Origin of the sequence: Synechococcus sp. R3-13 (genome assembly GCF_047462195.1) — a bacterium.
Classification (GTDB): Bacteria; Cyanobacteriota; Cyanobacteriia; order Thermostichales; family Thermostichaceae; genus Thermostichus.
Genome location: NZ_JANSIO010000122.1, coordinates 1 through 18,332, shown reverse-complemented (window position 1 = coordinate 18,332; position 18,332 = coordinate 1). Strand labels below are relative to the sequence as shown.

The 18,332-nt window shown below is 58.0% G+C and carries 23 protein-coding genes and 1 riboswitch; of the genes, 7 read left to right on the top strand and 16 right to left on the bottom strand.

Going from position 1 to position 18,332, the window contains the following annotated elements:
- Nucleotides 1–249 (bottom strand): 2-phosphosulfolactate phosphatase (locus NW856_RS04150; protein ID WP_414399255.1); only part of this gene is annotated, 249 nt, incomplete at its 3' end.
- 16 nt (nucleotides 250–265) lie between these two features.
- The gene (locus NW856_RS04145; RefSeq protein ID WP_011431953.1) at nucleotides 266–1,039 is read right to left on the bottom strand and encodes an ABC transporter permease; all 774 of its coding nucleotides are present in this window, start codon (nucleotides 1,037–1,039) and stop codon (nucleotides 266–268) included.
- A 62-nt stretch (nucleotides 1,040–1,101) separates the two neighbouring features.
- On the opposite strand from NW856_RS04145, the gene purS reads away from it, so the two are divergent.
- Both purS and purQ read left to right on the top strand, forming a co-directional pair.
- Entirely contained in the window at nucleotides 1,102–1,359 is a 258-nt protein-coding gene (gene purS, locus NW856_RS04140; protein WP_011431952.1) for a phosphoribosylformylglycinamidine synthase subunit PurS, read from the top strand.
- A gap of 115 nt (nucleotides 1,360–1,474) precedes the next feature.
- Nucleotides 1,475–2,152, top strand: coding sequence for a phosphoribosylformylglycinamidine synthase subunit PurQ (gene purQ, locus NW856_RS04135; protein WP_414399251.1), 678 nt, complete (start codon nucleotides 1,475–1,477; stop codon nucleotides 2,150–2,152).
- Between the two features lie 30 nt (nucleotides 2,153–2,182).
- On the opposite strand, the gene NW856_RS04130 is transcribed toward purQ, so the two are convergent.
- The 3 genes from NW856_RS04130 to psbB form a co-directional block, all read right to left on the bottom strand.
- The gene (locus NW856_RS04130) at nucleotides 2,183–2,593 is read right to left on the bottom strand and encodes a response regulator (RefSeq protein ID WP_414343594.1); all 411 of its coding nucleotides are present in this window, start codon (nucleotides 2,591–2,593) and stop codon (nucleotides 2,183–2,185) included.
- 379 nt (nucleotides 2,594–2,972) lie between these two features.
- On the bottom strand, nucleotides 2,973–3,071 hold the full coding sequence (locus NW856_RS04125; protein ID WP_011431949.1) for a photosystem II reaction center protein T: 99 nt from the start codon (nucleotides 3,069–3,071) through the stop codon (nucleotides 2,973–2,975).
- Between the two features lie 125 nt (nucleotides 3,072–3,196).
- Nucleotides 3,197–4,729 (bottom strand): photosystem II chlorophyll-binding protein CP47, encoded by a 1,533-nt coding sequence (psbB, locus tag NW856_RS04120; RefSeq protein ID WP_011431948.1) that lies wholly within the window; start codon nucleotides 4,727–4,729, stop codon nucleotides 3,197–3,199.
- Between the two features lie 363 nt (nucleotides 4,730–5,092).
- Between psbB and NW856_RS04115 the strand changes: the two genes are divergently transcribed.
- Complete coding sequence (locus NW856_RS04115) at nucleotides 5,093–5,389, top strand: 2Fe-2S iron-sulfur cluster-binding protein (protein ID WP_414350488.1); 297 nt, start codon at nucleotides 5,093–5,095, stop codon at nucleotides 5,387–5,389.
- A gap of 86 nt (nucleotides 5,390–5,475) precedes the next feature.
- Nucleotides 5,476–5,583 carry a photosystem II reaction center protein PsbM gene (gene psbM / locus NW856_RS04110; protein WP_071818137.1) on the top strand — a complete coding sequence of 36 codons (108 nt, stop codon included), beginning with the start codon at nucleotides 5,476–5,478 and terminating at the stop codon, nucleotides 5,581–5,583.
- 138 nt (nucleotides 5,584–5,721) lie between these two features.
- Here the strand turns inward: psbM and NW856_RS04105 are convergent, their stop codons facing one another.
- The 7 genes from NW856_RS04105 to NW856_RS04075 all read right to left on the bottom strand — a co-directional run bounded on the left by NW856_RS04105 (nucleotide 5,722) and on the right by NW856_RS04075 (nucleotide 12,594).
- Nucleotides 5,722–6,108, bottom strand: a complete 387-nt coding sequence (locus NW856_RS04105; protein WP_414399249.1) for a VOC family protein — start codon at nucleotides 6,106–6,108, stop codon at nucleotides 5,722–5,724.
- 206 nt (nucleotides 6,109–6,314) lie between these two features.
- Nucleotides 6,315–7,682, bottom strand: a complete 1,368-nt coding sequence (thiC, locus tag NW856_RS04100; protein WP_414399248.1) for a phosphomethylpyrimidine synthase ThiC — start codon at nucleotides 7,680–7,682, stop codon at nucleotides 6,315–6,317.
- A gap of 5 nt (nucleotides 7,683–7,687) precedes the next feature.
- A riboswitch (TPP riboswitch) is annotated at nucleotides 7,688–7,789 on the bottom strand.
- A gap of 112 nt (nucleotides 7,790–7,901) precedes the next feature.
- Nucleotides 7,902–8,651, bottom strand: coding sequence for a DUF1995 family protein (locus NW856_RS04095; protein ID WP_414399247.1), 750 nt, complete (start codon nucleotides 8,649–8,651; stop codon nucleotides 7,902–7,904).
- Nucleotides 8,652–8,679: 28 nt separating this feature from the next.
- Nucleotides 8,680–9,144, bottom strand: coding sequence for a GUN4 domain-containing protein (locus tag NW856_RS04090; RefSeq protein ID WP_414330005.1), 465 nt, complete (start codon nucleotides 9,142–9,144; stop codon nucleotides 8,680–8,682).
- Nucleotides 9,145–9,195: 51 nt separating this feature from the next.
- A complete protein-coding gene (locus NW856_RS04085; RefSeq protein ID WP_011431942.1) occupies nucleotides 9,196–9,723 on the bottom strand; it encodes a hypothetical protein in 528 nt (175 codons plus the stop codon).
- A gap of 357 nt (nucleotides 9,724–10,080) precedes the next feature.
- Nucleotides 10,081–12,033 carry a bifunctional metallophosphatase/5'-nucleotidase gene (locus NW856_RS04080; RefSeq protein WP_414399253.1) on the bottom strand — a complete coding sequence of 651 codons (1,953 nt, stop codon included), beginning with the start codon at nucleotides 12,031–12,033 and terminating at the stop codon, nucleotides 10,081–10,083.
- Nucleotides 12,034–12,240: 207 nt separating this feature from the next.
- Nucleotides 12,241–12,594, bottom strand: coding sequence for an MGMT family protein (locus NW856_RS04075; RefSeq protein WP_414329999.1), 354 nt, complete (start codon nucleotides 12,592–12,594; stop codon nucleotides 12,241–12,243).
- Between the two features lie 61 nt (nucleotides 12,595–12,655).
- Between NW856_RS04075 and NW856_RS04070 the strand changes: the two genes are divergently transcribed.
- From NW856_RS04070 to ndk, 3 genes are all read left to right on the top strand, one after another.
- Nucleotides 12,656–13,168: a hypothetical protein gene (locus NW856_RS04070; protein WP_011431939.1), complete on the top strand. Its 513-nt coding sequence runs from the start codon at nucleotides 12,656–12,658 to the stop codon at nucleotides 13,166–13,168.
- A 49-nt stretch (nucleotides 13,169–13,217) separates the two neighbouring features.
- On the top strand, nucleotides 13,218–13,889 hold the full coding sequence (locus tag NW856_RS04065; protein WP_414399246.1) for a HupE/UreJ family protein: 672 nt from the start codon (nucleotides 13,218–13,220) through the stop codon (nucleotides 13,887–13,889).
- Between the two features lie 87 nt (nucleotides 13,890–13,976).
- Nucleotides 13,977–14,426: a nucleoside-diphosphate kinase gene (gene ndk / locus NW856_RS04060; RefSeq protein ID WP_414399244.1), complete on the top strand. Its 450-nt coding sequence runs from the start codon at nucleotides 13,977–13,979 to the stop codon at nucleotides 14,424–14,426.
- Nucleotides 14,427–14,489: 63 nt separating this feature from the next.
- Here ndk and NW856_RS04055 read toward each other — a convergent pair whose 3' ends face one another.
- From NW856_RS04055 to NW856_RS04040, 4 genes are all read right to left on the bottom strand, one after another.
- Nucleotides 14,490–15,584 (bottom strand): macro domain-containing protein, encoded by a 1,095-nt coding sequence (locus NW856_RS04055; RefSeq protein WP_414399241.1) that lies wholly within the window; start codon nucleotides 15,582–15,584, stop codon nucleotides 14,490–14,492.
- A 12-nt stretch (nucleotides 15,585–15,596) separates the two neighbouring features.
- Nucleotides 15,597–16,244 carry a DUF4433 domain-containing protein gene (locus NW856_RS04050; RefSeq protein WP_414399239.1) on the bottom strand — a complete coding sequence of 216 codons (648 nt, stop codon included), beginning with the start codon at nucleotides 16,242–16,244 and terminating at the stop codon, nucleotides 15,597–15,599.
- A gap of 51 nt (nucleotides 16,245–16,295) precedes the next feature.
- Nucleotides 16,296–17,669, bottom strand: coding sequence for a nitrate/sulfonate/bicarbonate ABC transporter ATP-binding protein (locus tag NW856_RS04045; protein ID WP_414331442.1), 1,374 nt, complete (start codon nucleotides 17,667–17,669; stop codon nucleotides 16,296–16,298).
- Nucleotides 17,670–17,691: 22 nt separating this feature from the next.
- On the bottom strand, nucleotides 17,692–18,332 hold a 641-nt coding region (locus tag NW856_RS04040; RefSeq protein WP_414399238.1), incomplete at its 5' end, for an ABC transporter permease subunit.

The following is an 18,332-nucleotide window of genomic DNA, read 5'->3' as shown; positions in this document are numbered from 1 at the left end:
GTTGCCCAGATCAAACCCCGCCACCGCTTTGCCCCCCCGTTCCCCGGCCAAAAGCCGCTGGGAAGCCGGCCAGTTTTGGCTTGCCTCTTGGAGCTGCTGCAGGTGGGCAAACACCTGTACCGCTTCTGCTCCTGCTGCCAGCGCTGTGGCAATGGTGGTGGTGGCCCGCAGCACATCAATGGCCACTGCACATTCTGGGATCCCAGATGAAGGCACCTGTTCGGGCGTATAGAAGTGGAAAAAACGCATGGGGGAAGAGGTAACGTCAGAACTCACGCCGGGCAAACACCAACACTGCCAGAATCAGCAGCAAAAGGGTGTAAACCAAGCCGTACAGTGCATCTCCGAGAAGTTCTGCTGGGGGCGGAACTTGGCCGTAAACCGCAGCATCTCTCAAATTGAGGCGCTCCAAATCCGGCAGGATCAAATAAATCACCTCAAACAGTTTGCCAAATCCGGCATCTTTCACCAGCTTGCTCAGTTGCAGCAGGGCGCGGCTGGCATGGCCCATCAGGAACAGGGCAATGGTGTAGAGGGTGGCCAGAATCGAGGAAGTGAAAACCCCGAACAGCAGGGCTGCGGCAACAATCAGCACCAGCTCTAAGAAAGTGAAGACTGTTGCCCAGAGAATGGCCAAAAGGGGGATCGGGGCCTGCACCAGCAGCAAGCTCAGCAGAAACACAACCGTCATCAGCAGCACCAGCACCGACAGCAGCGCCGATAGGCCCAGATGCTTGCCGACAATGAACTCTGCCCGGCTCATGGGTTTGGCGATCAGCACATACACCGTGCGTCTTTCAATCTCCTTATTCACCAGCCCTGTGCCCACGAAAATGGCCACGATCAGGCCGAAGAAGTGAATGGCTGCCAACCCCAGGTCGGCAATGATTTTGTTGTGGGCCTGGTTGGCCACCTGCGGGATCAAAACAGTGGCTCCCAGCATGGCCACCGCAAATACCATCACCAGGTAGAGAATCCGATCCCGAATCGTTTCCCGGAAAACGTTGTGGGCAATGGCCACCACGCGCGACGCATCCATGACTGAACCCAAAGCTGTGATGATCCGACTGATACACTGGTAACAGATCCAGCCTTTATTCTATGCAGTTCCAGGCCCAGATTCAGATTCACCTACGCCCCTCTGTTCTCGATCCCGCCGGGGCTGCGGTTCAGTCCAGCTTGCATCAGCTGGGGCATACCCAGGTACAGCAGGTGCGCATTGGCAAGCATATCCAACTGCAGCTAGAGGCCCCCGACGCCGAGACCGCCCACCGCCAGGTGGATGAGCTGTGCCATCAACTGCTGGCCAACCCGGTGATTGAGACTTATCAAATCCAAGTGGCTGCCATCGGTGGTTAATTTGATGGGTTCACGCGATTTGGGGTTGATCTGATGGCCATTCCAAAAATACCCCCAACCCCTCTTCCATCCCTCTAATCTGACCATCTTCTTTCCTCTCACTTAAGGGATCCCAATGGCTGGCGTGAGGTTTGGCGTTGTTGTTTTTCCGGGTTCCAACTGCGACCGAGATGTAGCCTGGGTAACCCGCGGCCTCTTGGGCTGCCCAACGCGGCTGATCTGGCACCGAGAGACGGATTTGTCGGAGCTGGATGTGGTGGTGCTGCCGGGGGGCTTCAGCTATGGGGATTATTTGCGTTGTGGGGCCATCGCTCGTTTTGCTCCGGTGATGGGATCCCTGAAGGAGCACGCGGCGCGAGGGGGCTATGTGCTGGGCATCTGCAATGGCTTTCAGATCTTAACAGAGGCAGGACTGCTGCCGGGGGCGCTGGTGCGCAATGCCAACCTGCACTTTATCTGCGACCGAGTGGGGATCCGTATAGAACGGCAGGATCTTCCCTGGACAAGCGCGTATCCCCAGGGATCCACCCTAACCCTGCCCATCGCCCATGGGGAAGGCCGCTATACCTGCGACCCGGATACCCTCAAGCAATTGCAGGATCAAGGGCAGATCGTCCTTCGCTATGCTCCGGTTGCGCCCAACGGCTCTGTGGATAATATTGCCGGCATTTGCGATCCCAGCGGTCGGATCTTGGGTTTGATGCCCCACCCCGAGCGGGCAGCAGATCCTGATTTGCCAGGGCAGGATGGGATCCCCTTCTGGCAGTCGATTTTGCACAGCTTCGCCGCCTAATTCTTCTTCTCCATTCTTCTCCGGGACAGCTCACTCCTGCCTCGGCCCTTGAGACAACACCTGGCGAACTTGATTCACCATCTCCTCGTGATCCACCACTGGCTTGGCGATATAACCATCCGCCCCGCTCTGGGCCAAGAATGCCTCGCGGTCGCCCCGCATGGCGTGGGCCGTCACCAAAATAATGGGGATGGAGCGGCTTTTTGGATCCCCCTTCAGCAGTTGGGCAATGCGGATCCCGTCCACCGCCTCGCCGCGAAAGGTGCTCTGGGACAGGGAAACATCCAACAAAATGACATCCACCTCGTGCCCCTGGGCCAGCTTCAAAATCTGCTCCACATCCTGGCTGTGAAAGACCTCAAAACCTCCCCGCCGTCGCAACACCTTCTCAAAAACACGGGCGTTGATCGGATCATCTTCCACCAGCAGCACTGTTGCCATCGTTAACCCAATCTTGAATCTGAACCCAAGCTAAGCTGTCTCTGGGATCCCAAAAGCCATCCTAAGGCATTCTCAGCCAGTTCAATTTGGACAGTAGGGCAAGCCTTCTCCTACAGAATACTGAAGGCTAACAAGAATGGTCTCAACAGGGCTGAGAACTCTCCCCGCTCCTCTCCCAAAGGATCCTCGGGTGGCCACTGCTTGACTATTTTGGAATCACTCCACTCCCAGTTGCCCCTATCCGGCCACAAACAAGAAAGCCGGAGGGAGCTCCGGCCTTATCCAGAAGTAAACCTAAACCACAGGCATCAAAGGAGATTGACTTTCCCTCTGCTTTGCTTGAGCCCGACGCGGCAGGAACGGCAGCCATTACCCTAGGTTACTTCTTGGTAATTCTCGGAGTTTCCCGAAAGGCGACCGCGAAAAACAGAAGGCCCAACGTCAAAAACAGGATAAAGGTGTAGGTGATGGCTTCCATACGAAACCTCCAAGTCAGAATTGCTAAGGATTGCTAAGGGGGGCTTGATTCCAGATTAACTCAGAGCCGCCAGCACCCCATCTCCAAAGTGAAGCAGAGTGCCGACGGCATCGCCGAAAAGGGCTCTAGGCTTCCTGAACCTTGCGAGTGGTGGGATCCCCTACTTTCTGGAAGACGCCGAACTCCACCATTTCCTCGCTCATATTGGGGTCAATACCGGCGAACACATCGCGGAAGAGAGTGCGAGCGCCGTGCCAGATGTGGCCGAAGAAGAACAGCAGGGCAAAGACGGCGTGAGCAAAGGTAAACCAACCGCGGGGGCTGGTGTGGAAGGTGCCGTCCGCCTTGGGGGTTTCTCGGTCGAACTCAAACAACTGACCCAACTGGGCCTGGCGGGCATACTTCTTAACCGTTGCCGGGTCGGTAAACACCTGGCCGTCCAGCTTGCCGCCGTAAAATTCCACCGTCACCCCCACCTGCTCAAAGCTGTAGCGCGACTCCGCCCGACGGAAAGGAATGTCTGCCCGCACCACGCCATCGGCATCCCGCAGAATAACCGGGAAGGTCTCGAAGAAATTGGGCATCCGCTGCACCGTCAGCTCCCGCCCTTCGCGGTCACGGAACACCGGGTAGCCCAGCCACTCGATGGCAATGCCATCCCCTTTGTTCATGGGGCCAGCTCGGAACAGTCCCCCCTTGGCCGGGCTGTTGCCCACGTAGTCGTAGAAGAGCAAAGATTTGGGCAGGGAGTTGTAGGCCTCGCTGCGGGTCATCCCGGCTTCCATAGCCGCATTTACCCGGCGGTTAATCTCCTGGTTGAAATAGCCAGAATCCCATTGGTAGCGGGTGGGACCAAACAGCTCCACAGGGGTAGTGGCGCTGCCGTACCACATGGTTCCGGCCACCACAAAACCGGCAAAAAACACCGCCGCAATCGAGCTGGAAAGCACCGTCTCGATGTTCCCCATTCGCAGAGCGCGATAGAGGCGCTGGGGTGGGCGTACCGTGATGTGAAATAGACCTGCAATAATGCCCACAATGCCGGCAGCAATGTGGTGGGCCACCACCCCTCCGGCGTTGTAGGGGTTAAAACCGGCTGGCCCCCATTCCGGCGCCACCGGCTGGACGTGCCCCGTCGTCGCATAGGGATCGCTCACCCACATCCCCGGGCCAAACACCCCCGTCAGGTGAAAGGCGCCAAACCCAAAGCAGAGGATCCCGGCCAACAGCAGGTGGATCCCAAATATTTTCGGCAGATCCAAAGCCGGCTCGCCGGTGCGGGGATCCCGGAACAGCTCCAGATCCCAGTACACCCAGTGCCAGCAGGCAGCCAAGAAGAGCAAGCCGGACAAAACGATATGGGCAGTGGCTACCCCTTCAAACGTCCAGAAGCCCGCATTGGCAACGCTCTCGCCGTAGATATTCCAACCGCCCCAGGAGTTGACCACCCCCAGGCGAACCATAAATGGCATGACAAACATGCCCTGACGCCACATCGGATTCAGGACAGGATCCGACGGATCGAAAATGGCCGTTTCATAGAGCGCCATCGACCCGGCCCAACCTGCTACCAGAGCGGTATGCATCAGGTGAACCGCGATCAGGCGACCTGGGTCATTCAGTACAACCGTATGGACCCGATACCACGGTAGTCCCATAAAGCTCGGTCCTCCACGTTCTCCAACACTTACGCGATATCCAGTCAAACAATTAAGCCGACATCTTACCTGGGATCCTGACCCGAGCAGTCTCTTCAGAGTCGGGGGGTACCGCACCCGCTTGAACCCCTGAGCGCACCCAACTAGGATATCGCTCTCAGAATTTCCATCGCGGGCATCAAACAGTATAACGAAACGCTACCGACCTGAGTGGCTTCAGGCAGGATGCCGTCTCACTTTAGGCATCATCATCCCAGATCTCTCGCCGGAGATTAAAAATATGACTTAAAATGTTACAATACTTAGCAACTGTGAGCGCTCTCCTGGCTCAGGCTGAAAGGTGTCGTGGTTTCTGGCAGGGGTATGGCAACGATTCGCTTCGTCAACGAGAACCGAGAGATCTTCGTCGCTGAAGGCGCTAACTTGCGCTTGAAGGCTCTGGAAAACCAGATCGATCTCTACAAAATGATGGCCAAGCTGCTCAACTGCGGCGGCAACGGCCAATGTGGCACCTGTGTGGTGGAGATTGTCGAGGGATCCGAGCATCTCTCCCCTCGCACCGAGGCAGAAAACCGCAAGCTCAAGCGCAAGCCCGACAGCTACCGCCTTGCTTGCCAGACCAAGGTGTTGGGGGATGTTTCCGTCAAAACCAAGCCCTAGCCTTGGCCCGCCCGTTTTCCCTTTGGGCAAGTCGCACCTCAGAGTGGTATGCTGACTGCCAGTTGGGCTTGTGGCATTTGTGAGTTATGGAGACGAACTACCTGGGCATCTTGGCCACTCTCTTAGTCGTTCTGGTGCCCGCCATCTTCCTGGTGATTTTGTACGTGCAAACCTCCAGCAGATCTGGTGACTGAGTGGGCAGCTCCTGCCGATTCAAATTGGGCAAGGGGTATTCCTAAAGCCGGTCAAAAAGGGGATCCCCTGTGTACAAGAGGATCCCTTTGCGTTGGACAAACTGAGAGTACTTGGGGGAGCGCCCTCAAGGTGCTAAGTCAAGCTGTGGCTTGGGCTGCCTTGGCTTGGTCGAAGGTTCCCGCAGGTTCATACAAAAACTCAAACAGGTTGCCGTCGGGATCCTTGCCGTAGAAAGAGGCCGTGCCATCCCTGTGGGTGTGAATGGCCCCTACCGGGATCCCTTGGGATTTCAGGCGTTGGTGTTCTTGCTGGAGCTCCTCTATGCTGTCGAAGACAAAGCCAAAGTGAGGCCCTGCTGCGCGATAGCCCGGCCCCAGCAGTGCCAGCCCATCCTCTCCTGCCTTCATGTAGGCCCAGTCGGGATCCTGCCAGACGTTAACCATGCCCAGCCTTTGGTAGAACTCCACCGCCTTGGGAATGTCCTCTACCCGGATGGCGACATGCCCGAGTTGTCTAAGTGCCATGTCATCCTCTGTGCTCAAGTGAGCCAACTGCAATGGTTCTTCTACAGATCAGCTTGACACACTCCCCGCCGCAAAGGGCAGGGATCCCTGCGGTAGGACAGAACTTTAGACCCAACTTTTTGACAGCTTGAGGCTGGGATCCCAATCCAGTCCATAGGCAGGACAGAAGATGGTTTCAACCCATTGGATTGGGGATGAACCAAGACTTATCCTGTTGGCTGCGCGGCCAAGAACCGCTCCAGCTCGCTCAAAGCCTCTGCATCCATCTTGGTTTGCATAGGGCAAAACTTTGGCCCACACATAGAGCAAAACTCTGCCGTTTTGTAGATATCTGCCGGCAAGGTTTCGTCGTGATATTCTCTGGCGCGTTCTGGATCCAAAGACAATTCAAACTGCCGGTTCCAGTCGAAGTTATAGCGAGCCCTCGACATCTCATCATCCCGATCCCTGGCACCGGGGCGATGACGGGCAATATCGGCAGCATGGGCGGCAATTTTATAGGCAATTAAGCCGTTGCGCACGTCCTCTGCATTGGGCAAACCCAGGTGCTCTTTGGGGGTGACATAGCAAAGCATGGCTGCCCCGTACCAACCGGCTAAGGCTGCTCCAATGGCGGAGCTGATGTGGTCATAGCCTGCCGCAATATCGGTTACCAGAGGTCCCAAAACATAGAAGGGAGCCTCATCGCACTCTTCCATTTGCTTGCGCACGTTGAATTCAATTTGATCCATCGGCACGTGCCCCGGCCCTTCCACCATGACCTGCACATCGTGCTCCCAAGCCATGCGGGTCAACTGGCCCAGGGTTTTCAACTCCGCCAGTTGTGCTTCATCAGAAGCATCGTGCAAGCATCCCGGTCGCAAAGAATCTCCCAGACTAAAAGAAACATCGTATTTCTTGAAAATCTCGATAATGTCGCGGAAGTGGGTATAAAGCGGGTTTTGTTTGTGGTGGGCCAACATCCAACGGGCCAGGATCCCACCCCCACGAGAAACAATTCCCGTCAGGCGGTGGCGTACCAACGGCAGATATTCGATCAGGATCCCGGCATGGATGGTCATGTAGTCCACCCCTTGCTGGGCCTGCTTTTCGATAACATGCAAGATATCTTCTGCCGAGAGTTTTTCGACGTTGCCGTGCACACTTTCTAGGGCTTGGTAGATGGGCACCGTGCCAATGGGCACTGGAGAAGCTTGGATAATGGCTGTGCGAATTTCATCCAAATCGCCCCCGCCGGTGGACAGATCCATAACGGTATCGGCGCCGTATTTGATGGCCAACTTCAGTTTCTCCAACTCTTCCGCCAATCCTGAGGAACTGGGGGAAGCGCCGATGTTGGCATTAACTTTACAGCGGGAAGCGATCCCAATGCACATCGGCTCGAGGTTGGTGTGATTGATGTTGGCAGGGATGATCATGCGACCCCGGGCCACTTCCGAGCGGATCAGTTCCGGCGGCAGGTTTTCCCGCTGGGCCACATACTCCATCTCTTCGGTAATCACGCCCTGACGGGCAAAGTGCATCTGCGTTACATTTGCTTGCCCACGGCGACGGGCAACCCATTCGCTGCGCATGTTGTCAACTCCAGTGCTCGCTTTCCTACGCTGGTATGAACCAGATCAGGTTCTGAGGATGTAATCTCAGCCTGGGGGGGGATCCCCAGACACTCCTAGCGTGGTGTGATCATATCACCGAAATAGAGATGAGGCGGGGAGCTTTATAGTCTTTATTAAAAGAGTTTGAGATAGTACTAACCCTCACCCCTGGCCTCTCTCCCCATGAGATCCTGACCCTCACAGGGATCCCAGCCAGCGCCGCCAGCTCCACCAGGGATCCTTTCCCTTGCTGGCCCTGAACAGTTCGGCCACTTCCTCGCCGGTGGGCTGGGCAATAAAAGTCTTCAAGACGCTGTAGAGGCCGGGCTCTTCCTGCTGCCACACGCTCCAGGGATCCGGATAGGCGCGAAACAGGGCTCCCTCCACCAATGAGCGCAGGTAGTAGCTGGTCTCGAAGGTGCTCAGAAACCGCTGGCGCAGACGGCGACCGGCCAGACCCACCCCCACGGTGGCGGCATCCTGCAATTGGGGGTTGAGCAGCACGACGGGTTTGGGATCCCGTCCTTTGGAAGCCAGCCCAGAGGGATCCCCGCCACTGACCGCTTGGCAAACCCGCTCCACCTGATCCAAGCTGTAAACCGCGGGCATCACCAGCAGGATGCTCTGTTCTGGGGTAGGTTGAGTCCGGGAAGTCAAGCTCTGTAATTCAATCCCTTCTGGCAGGGATCCCCATTCCCGCTGGGCCAGGGCTGCTCCGCCGGCATCGCTGAATAGCACCAAAGCAGGCGGTTGCAGCAGCTCCAAGAACGGGCGGGACAATACTTCTGGCTTGATGTCGGGGGCCAGGATCTCGATGAGCAGGCGGCGATATCCTGCTTGCATAGCCAGCCGTGTAGCCTGGATGGCCTGCTCACAGGCCTGGGCCAGGTCGATGGGCAAGTTGGGAAATTGGGTTAGTTGCAGTTGCTCGGCCACAGTCCAGTCCAATTATGATTCAGCCAGTAACCAGGGATGCTCAGCCAGACACTTCTTCCCAAGCCTTGTGGGTGAGCAACTCCTCCAGAACCCGCACCCCCCGCAGTTGGTTGGAAAGGGGCAGGTGGCCCTTGGGGGCGGAGAGATCCCAGATGAACTCGTCGGGGTAGCGAGTCCAGTGGTAGCCCTGTTTCCAGCCGATGAGGGGCCAAAGGCGCTCCCAGTTGCGGTTCACCCCCAGCCACAGTTGCCGCTGCACCGAGTAGCCAAAGCGATCCCCGGAGGCCGCCCGCCACAGGCGATCGATCGTGCGCAGATCCTCGACCGGGATCCGGCTCACCTCGGAAAAATACAGCCAGCCCCGCCGCGCCGCCCCCTCTCCTGCCGCCCGACATAGCAGTTGTAGGCTCAGCCGATCCGCCTCCAGCCAGGCTCCCGCCGATAACAGCTCCTGTAGAGGACGATAGTCGATATTCAGGGCTGAAGTCAGAGGGACGGTCACCATTGCCAAGTTGCAAAAGGTCTCCCTTGATTTTAGTCCCTGCTGTCCGTCCCCTCAGGTTTCAGGCGGGTACTTGGGCGGATCCCCGAAGATGATGCGATAGCCGATGTACGCCACCCCCAACAGCCCTGCCAGGATCCACAAGAAAGCCGAAAAGGGCATGTAGGAAAAAAAGACAAGATAAACCCGGCGACTGAGCCAAGAAAAAATAAGATAGACTGCCGCCAAAATGCCGATCCCTTGCAAGGTGCGAAAAGCCGGCACCCGCGAGAGAGGCATGCGCTGCCGCGCCACCCAGATGGAGCTAAGAAAAGTCCAGGGAGGCACCAGCAGCAAGAACATATCCGCCTGCTTCACCACCGCCTGCCAGCCGGCGGTGTTGGTGGCATAGGCCAAGTAGCCCGCCCAGAGGACAAGAGTTACCGCTCCCAAGCCGATACTTAAGCTGAGCAAAAAAGGCTCCTCCCATTGGCCTGGGATCCAGTCGCAGAGAACCCAAACCACCCAAGGGGTGGCAAAGAGCAAAAGCGCAATGGCTAAGCCATTGGCGTTGAGCTGGGTAAAAAACGTCTCCAGAGTCATGAACAGCAAAAGGAGCGAACGTCACCCTTGATGGTAATGATTCCTCCTTGAGGAAGCAATTCAATCCGTATACAAATCCACCTATTGTGGGCAATGCCCGCAAGGTTTACAGCCCGCCTGGGCACCCCGGTAAACGTTGCCAAGTAACACCAGCAGGGATAGGAGTAGGAAAAAGAAAAGGGATCCTTGACGCTGGCCAGGGATCCCTTCCTGTAGTCTTTCCTAAAAAGCTCAAGACATTTTCTATGGCGTTGCTGAGGGAATTAACCCAAGCCACTCTCCCCTTTTGCAAGAAGTGAGTCTGGCATCGGAATCCCTACTCCTCCGGATCCATCCGCCTCAGTCCATTAACCCAATCTACAGCCCTTGCAGCACCGTATCGGGGCGGGCCGACAGATTCTGGATGCGGGTATCCTGGGCAGGCGGGGTGTCTGCTTGGGTGAACACGCCGATCTGCCGCAAATACCGAGCCAAGGCATCTTGCTCGCTGCCGGGGGTGTCGAAGGTAATGCCAGAGCTGGGGGCCAAGTTGACCCGGTTGGGGTTGGACAGGCGAGGGAAGGGATAGTCATCCCCACCATTGGCCAAGAAGTCCAGGGTCACCAGGCGGAAGGTGCGTCTGGGATCCCCTTGCACTTGGCCGTTGCGCACCACCACATCCCGACCTGTGGGCGTATCCACCCGCAAGGAGAGGACGCGGGATCCCGGTGGCCGCGAGGGATCAAAGCTAAAGGCAAAGCCGCCAATTTGCGGGAAGCGGCCCGGCGTAGCTCCCGGCTGGGTTTGCGCCACCCCGTGTTCCACTATCTGCTTCAGTTCCTCAGCGGTGACGGTCAACAGAGAGAGGCCGTTGTTAAAAGCAAGGGCCGTTTCGATGTCCAGCTGAGAGATTTGACCGGACTGCTTGCCGGCTTCAGGGTTAGCCACCGGTGGGATCCGCTGCACCGGCTCACCGCCGCCGCCGCCGGTGGTAGCCCCAATGGGAGCGCGAATGCCACCGCCATTTTTCAGGGAGATAACCGTAGAAGGATCGACCGTTCTGGCGTAGGCCAAGTTGGCATCGGCGGTGAGGTTGCCCAGGTTGGTTTCCTCGGTGCGCACCTCTGCCCGCAGGCCGTTGAGAAATTGAGTGGTGGAGCCAAAGGTGCGGCCATCCTTGGTGCGGATGATGTTGCCGATCTCATTGGCCACCCGAACCACGTCAGGATTGGGGGTGCCCCTGACAGCTGCTACCCCTTGGTCGTCGGTGGCATAGGCACCGCTCACCGGGTCAATGCGGGCAATAACCCCGTTGGCGTCAAAGCTGACCACCAGGCGGCCCACGTAGCGATAGTTGGAGCCGGTGTTGACCACCGCCACCGGTTGACCACTGGCGGAGGAGCGCAAGATGGGGTAGTCACCCCTGCGGGTATCGGGCAAATCAGTGCGCAGGCGATCGGTGGGCTTGGCGATCACCTGGTGGGATCCGCCGGCAATGATGATGTCCACATTTCGCAATTGGCTGGCCAGGGCTACCTCGTTTTGCAACTGTTGCAGATGGGCTAGGAGGATAATTTTGTTGATGCCCTGAGCGGTGAGTTGATCGACGAAGCCCTGGATTAGAGCGGCACTCACCTGGTCAGTATCGTCCACCCTGCCTTCTACCCTCACCTCGGGGCCGGGGCTAGAGATGGCCGCCAAACGGGTGGTGGTGGCTCCCACCAGACCGATCCGCTGCCCTCCTACCGTGATCACCGCCGTCTTGGCGATCTTGCCGCGGATAGAGCTGGCCTCTTGGCCATCGGCGGCAAAGTCAGCGCTGGCCAATTCCCCGGTGCCGCTGAAGCTGAGGTTGGCGCTCAGATAGGGAAAACGAGCCCCAGCGTAGCCGCGGCCAGTGTCGGGCCGGATGAGGTCGCGAATTTGGCGCGTGCCTTGGTCGAACTCGTGGTTGCCGAAGGCAGCCGCCTCAAAGCCAATGGCGTTGATGATCTCGATATCGGCTTTGCCAGGGGTGAGGTTGTAACGGCCTTGCAGAGACCGATCCGTGCTGGCGTTGTAGAAGGGGCTGGGGATATAGTTGTCCCCACTGGAGAGCACCACCGTGTTGGGAAATTGGGGGCGCAGAGCATTCACCACCGCCGAGAAGCGCGGCGCATCTTGTACGGCAGCGATCGAGGCTTCCAAGTCGCTGGCATGTAGGATTTGCAGGGTAAAAGCGGGCGGCTGAGTCGAGAGAGCCACATTGGGATCCGAGGCGATAAACCCAGCCCCTCCGCCGGTTGGGGGAACCGAGCTGCTGCTACCGCAGGCGCTGGCCAGGCTCAGCACCAAACACCACAACCCGACCCACAGGGACCTGGCCAGAGGGTTCAGCCAATCCGGGAGCCATCTCTTGGCAGGGGCAGACCCTCGAGCACGGCAAGCTGGTTTCATGACAATTCCTTCACTCCATCCGCAAGAGAGGACGCATCCGCGTTCACCAAGGCTGGGATTGGGGTTTCGCTATGACCTGTTCAAGGTTAGGTCAAGCCTAGGTTAAACTTCCCCTGGATCCCAGCCAAATTGTTGCAAGTCCACCTGGCCCTCGGCGTCGAAGTGGATCCCTTCGGCTTGCAGCAGCGCTTTCTGCAGGTCGTCGTAGCCCAGGCGAAAAGGGGAGTAGGAAATGCAGCCCTGGGCGTTGATCACCCGGTGCCAAGGGATGTCGGTGTTTTGGCCTTGCAGGCGAAACAAAGCATAGCCCACCTGGCGAGCATAGCCGGGGTAACCGGCAACCCGCGCCACCTGCCCATAGGTGGCCACTCGGCCCGGCGGGATCCGCCGCACCACTTCGTAAAAGCGCTGGTAGAGGCTAGTAGATGGAGCGCTAGTGGAGCCAGACTGGGTCACAGGGATCCTCGCCCAAACTTGGCAGACAATAAGATGTGGAACGGATTGGATCCTCGGGTCCATGAGCTATTTAATCGCGGTACTGCCGGATCGCATAGCCGCTGAGGCGGCCTACAGCGCCCTGGAACAAGCCGGCTTTTCCCTGGAGCGATTGCATCTGCTGGGGCGGGGCTACAAGAGTGCCGACGAGTTTGGGCTGATTGACCCGGCCCAAGCGGCCCGCCGTCAGATGCGGCGCCTGGCCATTTGGTTGGTGCCCTTTGGCTTTTTGGCCGGGGTGGGGTTCAGCGTTTTGAGTGGTTTGGATACCTTTGCCTGGGCGGGACCTATAGGCAACCACCTGATCGGCGGCCTATTGGGCGCGATGGGCGGGGCCATGGGCAGCTTTTTCGTCGGCGGCGGAGTGGGCTTGTCTGGTGGCTCCGGCGATGCTTTGGCTTACCGCAACCGCCTCGCTGCGGGCAAGTACGTGCTCATTGTGGAAGAAGAGAACGAAACCCGCCTCCGCGAAGCCACGCGGATTTTGCGCCAGTTTGAGCCGGAAAATCTGCAAGGGTACAGAGAGCGCCCCTAGACTGGGAGATCTGGGCAGCTATTGAGAGAACTCAGGGAGGTCCAAAAGCATGTCTTGGCTGTGGCAGCAAGTCCCATCGCCGCTTGGGCGGTGGCGGAAGGAAGGGATCCCCGGCTTTGCCGCTGCTGGGGGTGCACTGGCAGTTACGGGGTTTTTTTCGCCGGCTTTTGCCCACCACGCCCTGGGAGGGAAACTGCCTGCAACAGCCTGGGAGGGATTTCTCTCCGGGCTGGCTCACCCTGTCATTGGCTTGGATCACCTGGCCTTCGTCGTGGCCATCGGTCTTGTGGCGGCGGGGCAGCCCTGGCGCTATGGGATCCCTTTGGGCTTTGTGCTAGCGGGTCTGGTGGGCACTGGGATCCACCTGGCCGGCTGGGATCCCCTGGGACTGACGGAGCTGGCCATTGCCTCTTCCGTGGTTCTCTTCGGCTTGCTGCTGGTGCAACCGCGGCAGATCCCAAGTTGGCTCTTGCTAATAGGGGGATCCCTGGCGGGGCTATTCCATGGCTATGCCTACGCCGAAACCATTATCGGCGCCCAACCCATGCCTTGGGTGGGATATCTACTGGGGTTGAGCACCGTCCAGTATGGGGTAGCTCTCCTGGCCCTTTGGGCAGCAGAACGCTGGGGGTTGCGGATCCCTGGCTTAACTCGCTGGGCCGGCTGGGCGATTACAGTGGTGGGGGCTGCCTTCCTGACCTTGGCAGTGGTGGGCGCGTAAAAAGCGCTAATTTTGCTCCCTTGCGCTCGGGATCCCCGATCCGGTACAAGGATAGCGGTGAAGATCTGTAAAACGAGGGGAGATCCCATGGAGCGCACCTTTATTGCCATCAAGCCAGACGGCGTGCAGCGGGGGCTGGTGGGCACCATCATCCAGCGCCTGGAAAGCCGGGGCTACCAATTGGTGGGCCTGAAGCTGGTGCAAGTGAGCCAAGAGCTGGCGGAAGCCCACTATGCCGAGCACAAAGAGCGCCCCTTCTTCCCCGGTTTGGTTCAGTTCATCACCTCTGGGCCGGTGGTGGCCATGGTTTGGGAAGGCAAAGGAGTGGTGGCAGCCGCCCGCAAGCTGATCGGCAAGACCAACCCCCTGGAGGCAGAACCGGGCACCATTCGCGGCGATTTTGGCATCGATATTGGCCGCAACCTCATTCACGGCTCCGATGGAGTTGAAACCGCACAGCGGGAGATCGCTCTTTGGTTCGATGAGTCGGAATTGGTGAGCTGGACGCCGGTCGCCCAAAGCTGGATTTATGAGTAGGTACTTGCTGCAGGCAAGGGGTAGTCGTGTTCGCAGGTTCCAGACCGGAAGTAGTGCAGAGCGCTAGGGCCGTGTTTCGAACTGGCTTCGGCTGGCCGCAAGCGGCTCTGTTGGAAGTGCCTTGAACCACCCCTTCTCTGCCAAAACTCGAGCGGCAAGCAGGATCTGTTTGCTACTGAATTGTTGTTTTCTATCTCCCCAGGCGTAGAAGCTTTCCACCAACTCTGCCGTCGTAGAAGGGTGCCCACGAGTCACGATCCAGTGGACAGTAGCCAGCAATTCTAGACCATAGGGCGACTCAAAGCCCTCCACGAGGTCGCTGACACGCTCAAAGCGTTCTCTCGTCTCTGGCTGATCGGCGAGATAGCTGTGGGCCTCCTCGATGGCGCCAGGCACCAGCTCCAGCTTCTTGTCTGGTCGGTCACTCCCCGATCCGTACCCAGAGATGTAGTAACCCTCGATTTCCTTAAGAACATGCCGCAGGTTCTCAGCGTAGGGGCCATAAACGCCCTTTGTAAATCGCAGGCGAAGCGGCTCCCCGGCTTCCTGCAGGAAGTACATCAGCTTGTGCAGCTCAAGCAAAGAGACAAACGGAACAAGTAGACCGTTTACATAGCGCTCCATAAGGCCCACCAGCACCGCTCTTCCCGGAGTTAGAGTAGGAACCTGCCCACGGCGCATGCTCTTCGGCAAAGGCTGAACCTCAGTCGGCTCAAAAACAAGAATGCGCACATCTGGGAGCGTTGCCAGCGCCCACTCGATGCGGGAGCGAACATCCGGCCAACTGAGACCACCGAGGCCACAACCCAGGGGTGGCAGAGCAACCGAATGTAGGCCAAGACGCCTGATCTCTTCCACAAGGGACTGTAGACCGGCCTCGATGTCCTCAATCCTCGACTTCCCCCGCCAGTGGCGCTTGGTGGGAAAATTGATGATATAGCGAGGATTAGTCAGCTTTCCCGTCTCGAAAACCAATAGTTTACCGGGCTGGACTTCCCCCCGCCGGCAGGCTGCGGCATAGGCCTTGAAGTTCCCAGGCCAGGCCTTCTTAAACTGCAGGGCAATGCCACGGCCCATGGCGCCAACGCAGTTAACGGAATTGACCAGCGCCTCCGCATCCGCTTCCAAGATATCTCCGATACAGTACTCAAGGGCCATGGCCTCCCTCCGCTAAAAATACCAATCGACATGGACTTCAACTGCAGGGTTATACTTACTCCCCGTCAATGCTCGGTTGACTCTGTCTTTTACGCTGGCCTGGCACACCCCGATCCTTTCAACGAGATCAAGGGGGAAATAGCGGTGGACAAGAAATTCTGCTTGTTTGCGCTCTTTGATATCTGGGTCGCGGAAATCCCTGGCAGCGATGGCATTCCAGTCCAGCTCGCCAAGACAGTCGGGTTGTGAGCGGAACTCGGCGTAGCGTGCACCCGCGTTGGAGAGGGAGAAAGCCCACCGAACCCCATTGTGATCAGCCCAGGCGATGACCCGATACAGGTCTGCTTCGAGATGTACGATCGGAGTCTGCCCACCGCGATAGGTCAATTCGGGATGGTTTGCGCAGTGGATGACATAAAGCATGATCGAGCGGGGGCAAAAGTAAAAAGGAACATAGTCGCCGACTTTTGTGCCAGGGTGGCATGAAACTTCCAGCTCCTCGATTCGACGTCGCTTGATTTTGGACATGCCAATGGCTTGCGTCGGCCCCCCTTGTTGAAGTATTGCCGCGTCAGAGAGTAGCCCACCAGTGGTTACAATCCCTTGCAAGTTGCACACATGAGTAATGTGGTAGATTTTGGGACTTCCTGGAATTGGCATAATACCTCTGCCTTACGATGCAGCTTTGAAAAAGGCAGAGCCAGATGCGCTTCAGTCGGAACGAGAGTTGAGACCGACAGGCTTTTGAGCAGTGGAGCTCTCGCTTGGCTCGGGCAGATAGAGACGTTCTTCCGAGGCGTCGTACTCAAACAGCTCTGCATAGCGTCCCCAGTCAATGGCGGTGGCAAACTGCCGTTCGGCTTCAGCGTGGGGGAAGTGTTCGTCCCAAAGATCCAAGAAGAAGTCCGCTCGCATGGAGCGGCTGCCTTTTTCTTCCAGGGTCTGCAAGATGCTGCGGAACACGGGCACCCGTGCCAATAGCTGTTGTCGGAAGAGATCCTTGCTGCGCAGGATGGTGGTGTTGGCAAAGTCCTGGCCAATTTCGGTCAGTTGCACCACCCCGCTGGCCACCTCGGCAAAGCCCAACAGCACCGCCGCATCCAAAATCGGCAGCAGATCGTCCACGGCCAGTTGCAGCCGCTCGGCCAAATCGGCAATCTCCGCCCGCCCTTGCGGCCACTCCACGATCAACTCCAGCAGACCGCTGATCCCGCCCACCCGCGCATGGGGCAGAGGCAGGGCATAGGGGGAAGTGGCCTTATCACCAGCCAGCGCAGGCAGAGCCACCTCTCCGGTAACAGCAATTTCGGGGTTGGTCATGATCTCGTAGATGTAGTCCACCAAGGACTTAAAGCGGGGATCCGTGCGCTCGTGAGGCCGCGGCAGATCTATTCTCACCTCCCCCCGGATCCGCCCCGGGTTGGATCCCAGAATCACCACCCGATCCGCTAAAAACACCGCCTCTTCGATGTTGTGGGTAACGATGAGGATGCTTTGGGAAGGGAAGGCTTGCGCATTCCACAGCTCATCAATTTCCCCCCGCAGGTTTTCCGCCGTCAGCACGTCCAAAGCGCTAAAAGGCTCATCCATAAACAGCACCTTGGGCTCTAGGACAAAGGCGCGGGCAAAGCCCACCCGCTGCTTCATCCCCCCCGAAAGCTCCTTGGGGTAAGCGTTCTCAAACCCATCCAAGCCCACCAAGTCAATGGCCTTCAGGGCCTTTTGCCGGCGGATCTCGCGGGGGATCCCTCGGGCTTGCAGCCCCAGCTCCACATTTTCTTGCACCGTCAGCCAAGGCAGAAGGGCAAAACTTTGAAACACCATCGCCACATCTGGGTTAGGCCCACGTAGAGGCTGGCCGTTGCTCAGCACCCGCCCTTGACTGGGGGGGATCAGGCCCGCCATGATGCGCAGAAGGGTGCTTTTGCCGCTGCCGCTACGGCCCAGCAGAGCCAAGACTTCCCCAGCCCGCACCTGCAGGTCAATCTGGCTTAAAACGGTAAACTCCCCCTTGCCCTCTGGCAAAGGAAAGCGCTTGTAGACTTTCTCGACCTCGATCAAAACGGGGGAAGCTGCAGAGCTCATATTGCCTCAGAAATTGAAAAGACTAAAGGTGATACTTTTCTTCCGCCAACTGATACAGCCGTCGCCAGAACAGACGGTTAATGCCCACCACAAACAAGCTCATCATGCCAATGCCCAAGGTAATGCGGGGCCAGTCTCCCACCGCCGTTGCCTCAGCAATGTAGGTGCCCAACCCCGTAGCCGTCAGGGTGGTGGATCCCCAGGCCACAATCTCCGAGACAATGCTGGCGTTCCAAGCGCCGCCGCTGGCCGTGACTCCCCCGGTGACCCAGGCGGAAAAGATCCCTGGAATGATCAGCTTTCGCCAGCGCTGCCATCCTCGTAAGCCCACATCCACAGCCATTTCTCGCAAGTCCGTGGGGATGCTCTGGGCGCCGGCAATGGAGTTGAAAAGGATGTACCACTGTGCCCCCAACGACATGAGCAAAATGCTGCCCCACTCAATGCTGATCTGGGCGCGGATAAAAAACAACGTGGCAAAGGGAAAAAGGAAATTGGCCGGGAAAGCTGCCAGGAATTGCACCACCGGCTGCAGCAGTTTCGCCAGTTTTGGATTAAAGCCAATGGCCACCCCAATGGGAGTCCAGATCACCGTGGCAAAAACCAGCAACACGCTAACCCGCAGCAGGGTGAGGATCCCTAGCCCGAAGGTCAGCATCACCT

What these genes read in the sequence shown, in the direction of transcription:
- NW856_RS04070 (WP_011431939.1), top strand. Translation starts at nt 12,656, where the DNA reads ATGAGCTATTTAATCGCGGTACTGCCGGATCGCATAGCCGCTGAGGCG.
- NW856_RS04145 (WP_011431953.1), bottom strand. Translation starts at nt 1,039, where the DNA reads ATGGATGCGTCGCGCGTGGTGGCCATTGCCCACAACGTTTTCCGGGAA.
- psbB (WP_011431948.1), bottom strand. Translation starts at nt 4,729, where the DNA reads ATGGGACTACCGTGGTATCGGGTCCATACGGTTGTACTGAATGACCCA.
- NW856_RS04050 (WP_414399239.1), bottom strand. Translation starts at nt 16,244, where the DNA reads ATGCCAATTCCAGGAAGTCCCAAAATCTACCACATTACTCATGTGTGC.
- NW856_RS04125 (WP_011431949.1), bottom strand. Translation starts at nt 3,071, where the DNA reads ATGGAAGCCATCACCTACACCTTTATCCTGTTTTTGACGTTGGGCCTT.
- thiC (WP_414399248.1), bottom strand. Translation starts at nt 7,682, where the DNA reads ATGCGCAGCGAATGGGTTGCCCGTCGCCGTGGGCAAGCAAATGTAACG.
- NW856_RS04115 (WP_414350488.1), top strand. Translation starts at nt 5,093, where the DNA reads ATGGCAACGATTCGCTTCGTCAACGAGAACCGAGAGATCTTCGTCGCT.
- purS (WP_011431952.1), top strand. Translation starts at nt 1,102, where the DNA reads ATGCAGTTCCAGGCCCAGATTCAGATTCACCTACGCCCCTCTGTTCTC.
- NW856_RS04090 (WP_414330005.1), bottom strand. Translation starts at nt 9,144, where the DNA reads ATGGTGACCGTCCCTCTGACTTCAGCCCTGAATATCGACTATCGTCCT.
- psbM (WP_071818137.1), top strand. Translation starts at nt 5,476, where the DNA reads ATGGAGACGAACTACCTGGGCATCTTGGCCACTCTCTTAGTCGTTCTG.
- NW856_RS04045 (WP_414331442.1), bottom strand. Translation starts at nt 17,669, where the DNA reads ATGAGCTCTGCAGCTTCCCCCGTTTTGATCGAGGTCGAGAAAGTCTAC.
- NW856_RS04055 (WP_414399241.1), bottom strand. Translation starts at nt 15,584, where the DNA reads ATGGCCCTTGAGTACTGTATCGGAGATATCTTGGAAGCGGATGCGGAG.
- NW856_RS04105 (WP_414399249.1), bottom strand. Translation starts at nt 6,108, where the DNA reads ATGGCACTTAGACAACTCGGGCATGTCGCCATCCGGGTAGAGGACATT.
- ndk (WP_414399244.1), top strand. Translation starts at nt 13,977, where the DNA reads ATGGAGCGCACCTTTATTGCCATCAAGCCAGACGGCGTGCAGCGGGGG.
- NW856_RS04085 (WP_011431942.1), bottom strand. Translation starts at nt 9,723, where the DNA reads ATGACTCTGGAGACGTTTTTTACCCAGCTCAACGCCAATGGCTTAGCC.
- NW856_RS04130 (WP_414343594.1), bottom strand. Translation starts at nt 2,593, where the DNA reads ATGGCAACAGTGCTGCTGGTGGAAGATGATCCGATCAACGCCCGTGTT.
- purQ (WP_414399251.1), top strand. Translation starts at nt 1,475, where the DNA reads ATGGCTGGCGTGAGGTTTGGCGTTGTTGTTTTTCCGGGTTCCAACTGC.
- NW856_RS04065 (WP_414399246.1), top strand. Translation starts at nt 13,218, where the DNA reads ATGTCTTGGCTGTGGCAGCAAGTCCCATCGCCGCTTGGGCGGTGGCGG.